This is a genomic window from Silvanigrella aquatica (assembly GCF_001907975.1).
Taxonomy (GTDB): Bacteria; Bdellovibrionota_B; Oligoflexia; order Silvanigrellales; family Silvanigrellaceae; genus Silvanigrella; species Silvanigrella aquatica.
Genome location: NZ_CP017834.1, coordinates 2,986,745 through 3,001,067, shown reverse-complemented (window position 1 = coordinate 3,001,067; position 14,323 = coordinate 2,986,745). Strand labels below are relative to the sequence as shown.

At 28.2% G+C, this 14,323-nt stretch carries 5 protein-coding genes; 4 read left to right on the top strand and 1 reads right to left on the bottom strand.

The features are described 5' to 3' along the window. Positions 1 to 566 precede the first annotated feature (566 nt). From AXG55_RS12765 to AXG55_RS12755, 3 genes are all read left to right on the top strand, one after another. Positions 567 to 1,550 (top strand): 3'-5' exonuclease family protein, encoded by a 984-nt coding sequence (locus tag AXG55_RS12765; protein WP_148698489.1) that lies wholly within the window; start codon positions 567 to 569, stop codon positions 1,548 to 1,550. Between the two features lie 150 nt (positions 1,551 to 1,700). Then, entirely contained in the window at positions 1,701 to 2,852 is a 1,152-nt protein-coding gene (locus AXG55_RS12760) for a citrate/2-methylcitrate synthase (RefSeq protein WP_148698488.1), read from the top strand. Positions 2,853 to 2,941: 89 nt separating this feature from the next. Further along, entirely contained in the window at positions 2,942 to 3,751 is an 810-nt protein-coding gene (locus AXG55_RS12755; protein ID WP_148698487.1) for an ATP-binding cassette domain-containing protein, read from the top strand. Here AXG55_RS12755 and serC read toward each other — a convergent pair whose 3' ends face one another. Then, positions 3,752 to 4,849, bottom strand: a complete 1,098-nt coding sequence (gene serC, locus AXG55_RS12750) for a 3-phosphoserine/phosphohydroxythreonine transaminase (protein WP_148698486.1) — start codon at positions 4,847 to 4,849, stop codon at positions 3,752 to 3,754. It lies immediately after the preceding gene. Positions 4,850 to 5,147: 298 nt separating this feature from the next. Here serC and AXG55_RS12745 point away from each other — a divergent pair, with 298 nt between their 5' ends. Continuing rightward, complete coding sequence (locus tag AXG55_RS12745; protein WP_148698485.1) at positions 5,148 to 14,279, top strand: non-ribosomal peptide synthetase; 9,132 nt, start codon at positions 5,148 to 5,150, stop codon at positions 14,277 to 14,279. The last annotated feature ends 44 nt before the right edge of the window (positions 14,280 to 14,323 follow it).

Here is a 14,323-nt window from a genome sequence, read left to right as displayed (position 1 = left end):
TGTAAATTGATATTTAATTTTAATTTTATCGAATAAAATTTTTTAAATTTTAACTTTTATTAAATTTTTTTTAGGTTGAAATTATGAGAATACCAATTTATTTAAGAATCTCTGAAGTTTTATAATTAGCTGTTAAAAGTACTCTAATTTTTTGCTTTTTATTTAGATTACTTTAAATTATTTCATTTTATCATATATTTAATATTGGAATAATAATGTAGAAAATTTTCTATCCATTAATTTGCATTTTGACTTTAAAATTTTATCAGTTCAAATAAGATCTGATAAATTTTAAAATCATAGAATTTTTGATTAAAATTTAGGCAAATATCGATTTTTTCGCGATTTCAACTTCGTGAACAAACAACCTTATCATCTCTCTAAGAGTTTTTATTCAGCATGACAATTGGTCTAGGAAGTTAAAAAAAGTGTTTTTTTTTAATATTTTTAGTTTTTTAGATGAAAATTTTTCATGTTTTACAAAATAATCAGATGTTGCTATGGTGAGAAAAATCTTTCTGAAAGATTTTTCTCATATTTAAAAAACTTTATGCTCGGATACTAAAATGGTGGTAAATCCTTCCAGTACAGTGCTAAAAGCGGAGCGTCCGCAGGCACCAATTTTAATATTTGATATTGAAACCGTACCCGATATTCCATTATTGTATTTAAATTATCAAGATAATCTTAATTTAATTGAAAATTTTGATGAAAAAATACATTGGAATGATTATTCGTTTTATGAAGCTTTTAAAAAGCAAACTGAAATTGAATTCCCAAAAACTCTATACCATTGTGTTTTATCAATATGTGCTATTTATGTTGATCCAGAAACATATATTATTATGGATGGTTTTAAAAGAACTATTCCTAAAGTGAGCTCATACAATGAGTTTCGCAGTTATGAAAAAAAAATACTTGAAGAGTTTTGGCAGTTTTCAATAAAGCATCAGGATTATAATAAATTTTGGTATGATCATACCATGGGAAATCGTTATTTATCTGATTATCAAAAATCAAAATTAAAAAAACTTCCTGTCACATTTTGTGGATATAATATTACTAATTTCGATTTAATGGTTATTGAACAAAGAAGCTTAATAAATTTTATTACGTGCCCTATTGAGGACTATGTAAAAAATTTAGGAAATGACTCCTATAGATATAAATATGCATCGGATAAAGTCTTTGATCTTATGAACTTTGTCTCTAATTATGATAATAAAAATGCGCGCATTGGTTTAGATATTCTTGCTAAGTCCATGGGACTAGGGGGAAAAATGTCTGGCATGGACGGATCTCGTGTGGCGGAAGAATATTTTCAAAATCATGCGTCCGTAAAAATTGAAGAATATTGTGCTGTTGATGTGCTTATTTCCTATGGTGTATTGCTTGCGGTACAAAAATTTAGAGGGATATTGTCTGAAGATCAATTTAAGGAATGTCTAATCTGGTTTGAGCAGTGGTTATTAAAAGAAGGAAAACCATTGAATTACCATGAATTAGCTAGGGAAAGTGCAAACTTTTTTAATTATGCTAAAAAAACTTAAGAGCTTCTCCTTTTCGCCGATAGTTGTCTGGGGGAAGTTACAGGAGTATAGAAGGCTAAATACGTTACCTACATTTATCTGAGTGTTTCGTATTCGTCTTTTGATTAAATTTATATAAAGTTACTTTAATCGTTTTTAGGAGGTCATTTTATGGCAGATGAAAGTGGATTTTCAAAGGGTTTAGCTGGTGTCGTTGCCGATGCTACTTCTGTGAGCCAAGTTCAAGGTGAAGTCGGTAGATTAATTTATCGTGGTATTTCCATTGAAGAACTTGCTGAAAAATCAACATATGAAGAGTGTGTTTATTTCTCTTTATATGGGAAGTTACCTAATCAAAATGAATTAAATAAATTTAACGCGGAAATGAAGGCAAATCGTGTGCTTCCAAAAACTGTGGAAGCTGTTATTGCGGCAGCGCCACGTTCTGCACACCCTATGTCTATTCTTCAAGCAGCCGTTGCTGCAATGGGGTTTGACGAAAATCCTGTTAACTTAAAAAATGAAGAACATAATATTCACAATGCGATTAAAATTATTAGCCAACTTGCGACAGCGGTAGCTCGTATTTCAAGAGAGCGTCGTGGACTTGCGGCAGTAGCTCCGAATCCTGAGCTCTCCCATGCGGAAAACTTTTTATATATGTTAAATGGTTCCAAACCAAATAAAGAAGAAGCGCATATATTTGATGTGGCTCTTATTTTGCATTTGGATCATGACTTTAATGCTTCTACATTCGCCGCTCGCGTTGTGGCTTCAACAGAAGCAAAACTCTCTTTATCGATATCAGCAGCTATTGGCGCTCTTTCAGGACCACTTCATGGTGGTGCCAATGAAAAAGTTCTTGAAATGGCAGATGCTATTGGCGCACCAGAAAATGCAAAAGCATGGGTTGCCAATGCTCTTGCCACTAAAGCAAAAGTGATGGGATTCGGTCACCGTGTGTATAGAACAATGGATCCTCGCGCCAAAGTATTACGCGGTATGCTTGAAAAACTTGTAGCAACTAAAAAAGAGAAAGACACATACGAAACGCTTCGTATTGTTCATGACTCTATGATTGAAGAACTTAGCAAAACATCTAAGGACTATATTTGGCCAAATGTGGATTTCTGGTCAGGTGCTTTATATCGTCTTATGGATATTGAATCTATTGACTTCACTCCTATCTTTGCTGTTTCTCGCGTTGCGGGTTGGTCCTCACATATTATTGAAATGTGGCGTGATAACCGCATTTATCGCCCTGCTGCAAAATATGTGGGTCCTGCGGATGTGAAATATGTTGATATGAAAAATAGAAAATAATTATCCTTTTCTAGCTTTTGTATTATAAAATAGAACTCATAGTTTTACGTTAACTATGAGTTCTTTTTTTATATTTTTGGGGTGATAGGATGAAAGATTCATTTAATAATGTAACAAATCCTGTCATCTCTTTTGATAAATACTCCTTGTCTGTTGGTTTTATATCTCCCATTCGCGATCTCTCATTTAAAATAAATGAAGGAGAATCTGTTGCTATTATTGGTCCCGCAGGTTCTGGTAAAAGTATGGTTCTCTCCGTAATTGCACAATTTATTTGGGAGATTGATGATAATTTTTTATTAAATTCTTTTAAACAAAATGGGGATTTAAATATTTTAGGTATTTCATTGTCAGGTAAAAAACCCTCAACAGAAATATTAAAAAAAATATACTCACAGGTGGCTTTAGTTTCTGAAAAAAGTGCATGGTTGCCTGTGTCTATTGCAGAGAACTTTGCTTTATCACAAAATTTAGCTGGTATTAAAGATATTTTAACATTTCATGAATTAATTGATACACTTCCTATTTCGCAGCATAATAAAGCTTTAATTGATTCCTTAGCAGAATTGTTACCTAGTCAGGTGGAGCTTCCGTTTTTGCAACAACTTGCTATTATTCGTGCTTTAATTAGAAAGCCAAAAATATTTTTATTAGATGATGCGTTTTTAAGAATGGATCCTGTGATGTTAAAACAAACAGAGAATTTAATATTAAATATGAGTGAAAAAACAACTCTGGTCTGGGCTACGAATGATTTATATCAGGCAAGTCGTGTTACAGATTGGACCTTATTTATGAGGCATGGAACGCTTGTAGAATACACTCAAACGGCGCAATTTTTTACAAATCCTACTACTCAGGTAGCAGAAAATTTTATTGCAGGTAGGGATGTGGTGTGATTATCCGTATTTTTTTCTGTAATCTCGCATAAACTCGGCAAATACAGAAGCTGATTCCATGCAGACCCCATTGTACATGGAAACACGAATTCCGCCTACGCAGCGGTATCCTTTGATTTCAAGCAAATTATGTTTTGCTGCTTCGGCAATAAAATGATTGTCTTGTTCCTCTGTAGGAAGTTTAAATACAAAATTATGTCTAGAACGACAATTTTTGTGCGTTCTGCCAATGTAAAGTCCGGCATCAATTTCAGAGTAAATCATTTTTGCTTTTTCAAGAGACCATTGCTCCATAGCGGGGGTGCCACCGCTATGATCGATCCAATTTAACATGCGATTCATGGCGAAAATCGAAAAAACAGGAGGAGTATTGAGAGCGCTTTTAGCATCATAAATAGCATGATAAGAATGAGCTTTGCCAAGATGATTGTGTTTTGTAATTTCTCTGCTTTTTTCTAAGAGATCGTTATTCATAATAATAACAGAAACACCTGCAATACCAAAGTTTTTTTGTGCGCTCGCATAGACAAGCGCGGTGGATTCCCACGGGATGTCGGTGCGTGCTGCTAAAGAACTTGTCATGTCAAGAACAAGAGGAATATTGCCAAATGTAGGAATTGTTGGGTATTCCGTGCCATAAACGGTGTTATTAACTGTTAAGTGAATAAATTTAGAATTTTGAGGTATATCCCAGTCTTGAGGATTGCCAAGTGAAACATAGTCATTGGTTCGACCATCAAAAACAAGGTGAACTTTACGAGGTAGTGCGAATACTTCTTCGCAAGCCAAATGAGCCCATACTCCCGTGTCTGTGTATGCAATTTCTTCGCCTGGTGCGGAAAGATGCTTTGGGACAACCGAAAAATGTTGCTGCGCACCACCTGGTGAAAATAAAATAGAGTGTGTTGCAGGAACTTGAAAAACCTTTCTTGCAATAGCTTGGGTTTCTTCATTTAATTGTTCGTATTGTTTTGAGCGATGCGATATTTCCATAACACTCACGCCAATACCAAAAGTATCTAGCAATTCTTCTTTAATTTGATTGCGAACGCTCTCAGGCAAACTTGCAGGGCCAGGACTGAAGTAATGTACGCTCATAATAACCTCTCATGAAAAGGGCAAATGCCATAAGTTTATTTATCAGAAATGGACTTAAAAAGCGAGTTAAGATAGATTCTGATTATAACCCCAGTTTGATGTTGAGACTTTTCAAATCATTATCAGATTTCTGATGAATCTTGAAGCTCAAGGAATCAGTGCTCAAAATATATTGCGTAATTAATTTAGTTATAATAAACAGTTATGGTTGATTCAACTTTTTCATAGACGTTTTAGCTAAGTTCTAAAAATTTAAATATAAAATTTAAATATAAAATTTAATATAAGGATAATTCTTATGCTTAATAGAGTTCCATTAAATTTATATCAATTAACGTTTTATTATGAATGGAAATTAAATCCTTCACGAATAGACTATCATATGGTACTTGATCAGGAAATTGAAGGAAATTTGGACATTCCAAGACTAAATAAGTCCTTAAATAAATTAATATCTCAATACTTTATATTAAATTCATGTGTTGAAGAAATTGATGGAGCTTATTATTGGAAAGAGAATGAATATATACAAGAGCTAGAATACTTTGATTCTGATAATATTTTAGAGTCAATTAAAAATTTTATTGCAAAGCCTTTTGATTTAGAAAAAGAACCTCTTTATCGCTATGCAATATTTAAATTAGATGTTGATAAGTATAGATTTATTTATATAAATCAGCATATTCTTGTAGATGGATTATCGGCTATTCAAGGGTACTCTGAAATATCAAATTTTTATAATGATGAAAATTATTATTGTAAAGTAAGCCTAGATGATCAAAAAAATAATATAATAAATTTATCAAATTATTTAAAAACAGAATATGAAAAAAACAAAGATAAATGTATTCAATTTTGGAAGAGGCAAATTGCGGATCTTGAAGGTGTAAATATCGAATTTTTATATAGCACATCGGATAAATTCAAAAATGAGTTAGAAAGCATAGACAAAATTCAATCTTGCTTTGGCATAGAAGGAATTGAATTTTCCTTGGAAAAAGATACATATGAAAAATTTTGTAAAATTAAAAATGCATTTCCAATTTCACCGTATTTATTTTCTAAAATTATTTATGCAATAACTATATTTAAATATACTGAACAAAAGAACTTTTGTATTTCATATCCAATAGCAATAAAAGAAGGTATAACTCTTGAGTATGGAGCAAATGTTAATACCAATATATTTCCATTTAAATTGAATGATGATTTAAATGTCATGGATATTTTTAGTTCGGCTAAAAGTTTTATTCAATCTTTAAAAGATGGTGATATTAAGTATGGCTATTTTCCATTGTATGATTATATTTCAAAAAATAATATCGATTTAATTAATTTAACATTCTCAAGCACTAGTCTTCAAAATATTTTATTGAATCTGAATGGTCTAATATGTAAAAAAGCTTTCAATTCAAATATCTCTATGATTAATGATTTTATATTTGAATTTGAGTCAACAGATATAGGTATTAATTTTAGAACAATGTATAAAAATAATATAATATCAAAGAGTCTTCTAGAAAATTTTTGCAAAGTTTATCAATATGTTTATTCCCAAATAACGGATGATATTATTGGCTATATTAACGGAAAAAATTTAAAAAAAATATCGGAATATTCTTTAGTTTCAATTGATGATTTTAATGTAATAATGGATAAATTTAATAACAATAAAAAAATAAATGTAAATAAGAAAACTATTCATGAGATGTTTGAAGCCCAGGTGCTGAAAACGCCAAATGATATTGCTTTAATCTGTGATCGAATGAAGTTAACGTATAATGAATTAAATCAAAGGGCAAATCAATTAGGAAATTTCTTACAAAAAAATTTCGAAATAAAACCTGATATATTAATAGCACTTTGTTTAAATAGAAATGAACACATGCTAATTAGTATGCTTGCAATTTTAAAAGCAGGTGGAGCATATATTCCTATTGATCCCGAATATCCAAAAGACAGATTAGATTTTATTTTAAAAGATACGGATACAAAATTATTACTAACTAATGAAAAATTCCGAGAAAATTTTTTAGATTATACAGCACTGAACATTGTATATGTAGATTCATACAAAATTGAAAAATGTTTACTTAATGAAAAAAACAAAAACTTAGATAGTTCATCATGCAGTCATGATTTATCATATGTTATTTATACATCAGGAACAACGGGGCAACCTAAAGGTGTGCTAATAGAACATGTTGGAGTCGTTAATTTAATTGAAAGTCAGGGAAAATTTATTGAAAAAGAATTTAATAAACAATCAATCAATGTATTATGGTTTGCTAATTACGTATTTGATGCACATGTATGGGAGTTAAGCTCAAGTATATTTCATGGACATTGCCTCCATTTAATTTCAGACGAAATTAGGAAAGATATATATTTATTATCTCAATATATTATTGAAAATAAAATACATGCAGCGATGCTGCCTCCTTCGTATTTAAACACCGAAGTAGTTTTAGATCTTAAACTAGCAATGTTTGCAGGTGACAAAACAAATAAGCAAATACTGCAATTTTATTTAGACAGAAATGTAAAAGTCGTAAATGCTTATGGTCCAACAGAAACAACTGTCATTTGCTATACAAACAAATTTGAGAATGCAGATGAAGTAAATTCAATAGGTAAACTTGTTAAATTTGACAGAGGTTTAGTTTTAAATCAACAATTAAAACCATTACCAATAGGAGCACTTGGAGAACTATATGTAGGTGGTATAGGTATTGCTCGCGGGTATTTAAATCGACCTGAATTAACAGCAGAGAAATTTATTGGAAATCCTTTTCAAACAAGTGAAGAAAAATCATTAAATTTTAATTCTCGTCTTTATAAGACTGGGGATCTTGTAAAAATGCTGCCTAATGGAAAATTAGAGTATGTATGTCGCAATGATAATCAAGTAAAATTGAGGGGTTTTCGAATAGAATTAGGTGAAATAGAATCAAGAATTATGGGATTTAAGGAAATTAAGCAAGCGGTTGTGGTTGCTAAGGATTTATGTGTAACGGATATAAGAAATTCGGGTAATAAAGTTCTCATATGTTATTATGTTGCGAAAAATGAAATACCAATTGAAGAATTTATTGAACATATATTGCAAAAACTTCCAGATTACATGATGCCAAGTTTTTTTGTGCGATTAGATAAATTGCCATTAAATGTAAACGGGAAATTGGATAAAAAAGCATTGCCAAGTCCTGAAATTAGTAAAAGCAATTCTTATGTAGCTCCGAGATCAGATACCGAAAATAAGCTGTGTACCATATGGGAATCTGTATTGGGGTTACCTAAAAACTCAGTCGGTATTCAAGATGATTTTTTTAGATTAGGTGGTGATAGTATAATAAGTATACAGATTGTAGGTCAAATTCGGCAAAAATTAGGGATTGAGATTAATGTAAAAGACATTTTTAAATATAAAAGTATAGAAAATTTAGGCTATTATTTTGATAGAATTAATAAAAATTGTAATATTCACTTTGAAAGTGAGCAAGGAACACTTACGGGTTCATTTCCATTATTGCCAATTCAAAAGTTATTTTTTGCAAATGAATTTTTTAATTCCAAAATTTGGAGTCATTCATTTTTGGTAAAAACACCTCAACTTGATATAAAAAAATTAACAAATGCAATAAACAACTTAGTTGAATATCACGATTGTTTTAGAGTTTTATTTAAAAATGAAAATAATGATTTGATTCAATATTACAATAGAAATATAAAAATTGATCAAATTCATCAATTAAATATCAATTCATTAATGACTAAGAAAAAAAATAATCAATTTGAAGAAAATATAGATGATATTCTTAGGAAATGGCAAAATAATTTTAATTTTGAAAATGGTCCATTATTTTCTTTTGGGTATATCTATGGATTTAAAGATCAATCAGCAAGAATATTTGTGGCAGCGCATCATCTCATTATTGATCCGCAGAGTTGGAAAATTATAACGGAAGATTTGTATTCTTTATATAATGGTATTAGTCTCGGTGAAAAATGCGCAAGTTATAGGCAATGGGGAAAATATTTAGAAAAATATTCGAAACTAAAAGATACTGAAAAACAATTTTGGAATAATTTAACTCTCTCTCGAAAAAATTGCAATGATATTCTTCTAAAAAAAACGAGTCATTTTATTGAAAAAAATAAAAATAGAAATATTTCAGTTATAAGGTTAAATGAGGAATCAACTCAGAAGTTATTGAAGGAATGTAATAAATTATATTATACAGAAATAAATGAAATTTTACTAACAGGAATTTGTGAATCTATCCATAAATTATTTGGAATTTCAATGCTTTCAATTTTGCTTGAGAAGCATGAAAGAGAGAGCATCGACTCTGTTATTAATATTAAGAAAACAGTTGGGCAGTTTTCAAAATTATATCCAGTATATTTTGAAATTTGTGAGGATTTAAATAAAAACCTCATTAATGTAAAAGAAAACTTAAGAATAACCCCTAATAAAGGATTTTGTATTGAATCTGTGCGCGCTTATGATGCTGAGGATTTACCATTAATTAGTTATAATTATTTAAACTTTATTAAAGATGATAATAAATCATGGGAGATCCTGAATGATAAAAATAGAATTTTAATGTATTCAAATGAGTTCAAGAATAATATATTATCAATTAATGTTGCTATAATTGATAATTCTCTATTAGTCGAAGTTAATTCAATTTTGGTAAAGGATTTGACAGAAAAAATTTCTCAAGAAATTGAAAATTCATTAATTAGAATTATTTTAAATGCTTCAACTCATTGCCGTAGTTTTTTAACAGCTAGTGATGTAAATTATTTAGTTAATAGTAATTATTTGGAGAAAATTCAAAGAGACAAAGAGATTACAAGTATTTTCAAAGTTAATAGTCTTCAACAAGGATTTATTTCTCATTATTTAAAAAATAATAATTTAGATGATTCTTATTTTATACAAATAATTTGGAAATATTTTAGCAAAATTGATGTTTCTTATTTAAAAAAATCTTGGGAGATAGCAACTAACAAGCATGAAGCGTTAAGGCTAAGATTTGCTTGGGATGAAGAGATTATTCAGATTATTGACAAAGAATCTGATTTAGATTGGCATTTTAAAGATTTAAGTCATTATTCAGATAATGCTTTGCAGATGAACTTATTTAAAAAGTTTCAAGAAGATGATAGAATGAATAAGTTTGATCTTGCAAAAGGAAAATTGTTCAGAGTTTCATTATTTAAATTTTCAGATGATAAATATTTTTGTATGTTGAGTAATCATCACATTATCCTTGATGGTTGGAGTATGCCTGCATTGCTTACTGATATTCATGCAATATATTTAAATTTAATAGACAATGAGAAAATTGATATAAATTATAATAATTGCTATTCGGTTGCGCAAAAATATTTATCTGAAAATAAAAATAAAAATTTAAATTATTGGTTGAACTATATTTCAAAATATGAAAATAATTTAGATTTAAGCGGTCTTTTTAAGAAAGATGAAAATAGAAATTCAATTTTATTGAAAAATGTTTCAAATAATAAAAATCCTTTGCAAAGTAAAATTACCATTCAAAGTAAAAGATATGATAAAATTAAAAAATTATGTAATGAAAACCAATTTACAATAAATGCATTTTTACAATTTGTTTGGCATAAAGCACTAAGTGTATTTGGTAATTCCAACATGACTTGTGTTGGAACAACTGTTTCAGGAAGAAATATTCCTAGAGATGGAATCGAGACAACAGTAGGTCTTTTCATAAATACATTGCCATTAATTTGTAATCATGACGATAACTTCGATACAAAAGTAATTGATAAAATTAAAGAAATACAAACTCATATTAATGAAATGAATGATCGGAGTGAAGCGCATCTTTCTGAAATTCAGAATAAAGGAGAGCGTTTATTCGATAGTATTTTTGTTTTTGAAAGTTATCCTTTATTTTCATCTAATGAGATTAAAAATCGAATAAATATTGAAATAGAAATGGATGACATATTTGTATCATTAGATTATCCTTTAACAATAATAGCGTATGACGAAAATAATGTTATTACTTTTAAAATAAAATATATGGGTGAATTATTTTCAGAAAGTAGCATAAATAAATTACTTTCTTTTATGGAAAATATTATTAGTCAAATTGTAAATGATTCAAATTTAAAAGTTTTATCATTAAAATTTTTAAATGATGATGATTATAATAATGTATTTAATATGGAAAATCCAAAAAAAGAAGAATATTTTGAGAATTCATTAATAAATGATTTTGAAAATAATATTTTAAAATTTAAGAATAATGTTGCATTGGTATTTAAAAATGAATCATTATCATATGCTTTATTAAATGAAAAATCTAATCAACTTGCCAATTATTTAAATAAAAATCTCTCCATTTCTACAACTTGCTTGATTTCTTTGTGTCTTACTCGTGGTTTTGATATGATTATATCTTTTCTCGCTATATTTAAGTTAGGCGCTGCTTATGTACCAATTGATCCTAATTATCCACTAGAAAGAATAAACTTTATTTATAAGGACTCTAATTCAAGGCTTATATTGGTGGATAATAATACTTATGAAAAAGTGAGAAAAATATCAGATGCTAAAATAATTAATATAGCAGATAAGAATGAATTAAAATCAATTCAATCATGTACAAAGAATAATTTAAATAAAAAAGTATATTCAGATGATCTAGCATATATATTATATACTTCAGGTACTACTGGGACTCCAAAAGGAGTCATGATGACACAGCAAAGTTGCTATTCAAGAATTATGTATATGATACAGAGTAATAAGATGAGTGAAGATGATTCCTTTTTGTTTAAAACAAACATTGTATTTGATGTTTCATTTTCAGATATTTTTACTTCACTATTGAGTGGAGCAAAAATGTATATTACTGAAAGTATATTTGATATAGATGAGATTGAAAAAATTATTATTGAAAATAAAATTTCAATTTGTCATTTTGTACCTTCACAATTCAAAATATTTTCAGAAGAAAAAGACTTTAATAAATTTGAGACACTAAACAAAATTATGTTTAGTGGCGAGGCTTTTCATCCTAATATTGTAAAAAAATATATAAATATAAGTAGGGTATTTTTTAATTATTATGGTCCTACTGAAACAGGTGAAGTTACTCTAAAAAAATATGATTATGAAGATATAAAAAATTTTAATTATGCAAGTAATTCTTCGATTGGAAAAGCTTTTCCTAATTTAAAAATTTATATTTTAGATAAAAATTTGAATATTCTTCCAAAGGGAGCAATTGGTGAGTTATACTTAAGTGGAATTTATTTAGCAGAAGGGTATTTAAATAATTTATCATTAACAAAAGAAAAATTTATATTAAACCCTTTTTCTAGTAAAAATGAAAAATATAAATACCTGTACAAAACTGGAGATATGGTATTTGAACTTGATAATAGCGAAATAGAATATATTGGAAGAGCTGATTCTCAAGTTAAAATTCGTGGAATGCGTATTGAATTATCTGAAATTGAGAATGTTATACGAGAATATCCCCTTATAAATCAAGTAGCAGTATTACTTAAAAATTGTAGTAATGATAGTAATAAAAAGATAATTTTAGCTTATTATACTTCGATTGAATATATTGATGAAATAATTTTAAATAATTTTATTTTGAATAAATTACCAGAATATATGCTTCCAAATAAATATATAAAATTGGATAATATACCCTTAACAAATAATGGTAAACTGGATACTAAGAAATTGCCAGAACCAAATTTTAATGATTTACTTTCACATGTTGCACCAAATACTAGAATAGAAAAAAGCATGTGTTCAATTTGGGAATCTACTTTAGGACTTCCTAAAAATTCAGTTGGAATTCAAAGCGATTATTACAGTTTAGGTGGCAATAGTATTAATGCAATAAAGGTAGTCAATACAATAAATAAAGAATTAAGTATAAATGTAAGTTTATCAGATATGCTAAAATTGAAGAGTATAAAAAATATTTTAAGTAATAAAAATATTTATGAAATAAGTAATATTGAAATTAAAAAATGTGACTTTACTGAATCAAATGAGTATCCAGCATCTTTTATGCAAGAACATTTGTGGCATATTGAAAAATCATCGGAAGGTTTTGCTGGTTGGAATATACCTAATATTTTTGAAATATCAGAGTGGGTTAATACAAGTAGTATAAAAAATGCCTTAAAAAATATTTTATCAAGACAAGAAATATTACGAACTATTATTAAAGAAGATTCAAATGGTAATGTTATTCAAAAGATTTTGTCTGAAAGCGAATTTGACTTCAATGTTGAGGAATATGAATATATTTCTTGGGATATGATGCTCGATGATTTACAGAAAGAATTTTGTAATAATTTTAAAATAAATTATGAAATTCCTATTCGTGCTAAAATATTTAAGCTAAAAGACTCTGATAGTTCTATTTTAAAGAGGTTTTTAATTATAAATGTTCATCATATTGCCTTTGATGGTTGGTCAATTGAAGTCCTTTTAAAGGAACTCATTTTATTTTCTAGTTATTTTGAAAATAAAATTACTGAAACCGAATTAAGAGAACGTCTTCCTCAATTAAATATCCATTATAAAGACTATGCAACATGGCAAAGAAATTATTTGGTTAGTGATATAATTGAAGCACAAATAATCTTTTGGAAAGAAAAATTAAAAGACTATAAAATGATAAATTTATCTCCTGATAAAATTATGAATGAAAAGCATAATTTTAGGGGAAATCATGTTTATTTTACAATTGATAAAAAGACTTCATTTGGATTAAGAGAATTGGCACAAAAATTAGAGGTGTCATTATTTTCAATTTGTTTATCAGCCTATTACTTAACTTTGAGTTTTATAAGTGGGCAAAAGGATATTGTAATTGGTTCTCCTGTATCGAATAGGCACTATAAACAAATTTCAGATGTAATAGGATTTTTCATAAATATCATAGCTTTTCGAGCAAAAATTGATCCTGAAGAAAGTTTGAAATCTTTCATAAAAAGTGTAGGGGATGAATTGATAGCTGTTCAACTTTGCCAGGATCTACCTTTTGATAAACTTGTTATGGAAGTAGAAACTCATGATGTACAAAGTCATCATCAAATTTTTAATGTATCCTTTCTTTTGCAAACATTCGGACATAAGATAATTAATAATCAAGAAGTCCAAATTTTTAGTCTTGATAGAAACTTGGAAAAGTTATTAAATGATTTATATTCACCAGCAAAATTTGATTTAAATTGCTTTATTGATGATTCACAAGATGAACTTGTTGGAATGTTTAATTATTCCGTTCAATTATTTTATGAAAATACAATAATTCGATATGTAGAAATTTATAAGAAAACACTGTCAAAATTATTATTAATTAACAAAAATGATATTAAAATAAAAGATATAGGGTAAATCATTTTCTAAATTAAAAAATTTATTATGTTATGAATTTTGAA

Bases quoted from the DNA above. Each gene is read 5' to 3' on its own strand.
- AXG55_RS12765 (WP_148698489.1), top strand. From the start codon at position 567: ATGGTGGTAAATCCTTCCAGTACAGTGCTAAAAGCGGAGCGTCCGCAG.
- AXG55_RS12760 (WP_148698488.1), top strand. From the start codon at position 1,701: ATGGCAGATGAAAGTGGATTTTCAAAGGGTTTAGCTGGTGTCGTTGCC.
- AXG55_RS12755 (WP_148698487.1), top strand. From the start codon at position 2,942: ATGAAAGATTCATTTAATAATGTAACAAATCCTGTCATCTCTTTTGAT.
- serC (WP_148698486.1), bottom strand. From the start codon at position 4,849: ATGAGCGTACATTACTTCAGTCCTGGCCCTGCAAGTTTGCCTGAGAGC.
- AXG55_RS12745 (WP_148698485.1), top strand. From the start codon at position 5,148: ATGCTTAATAGAGTTCCATTAAATTTATATCAATTAACGTTTTATTAT.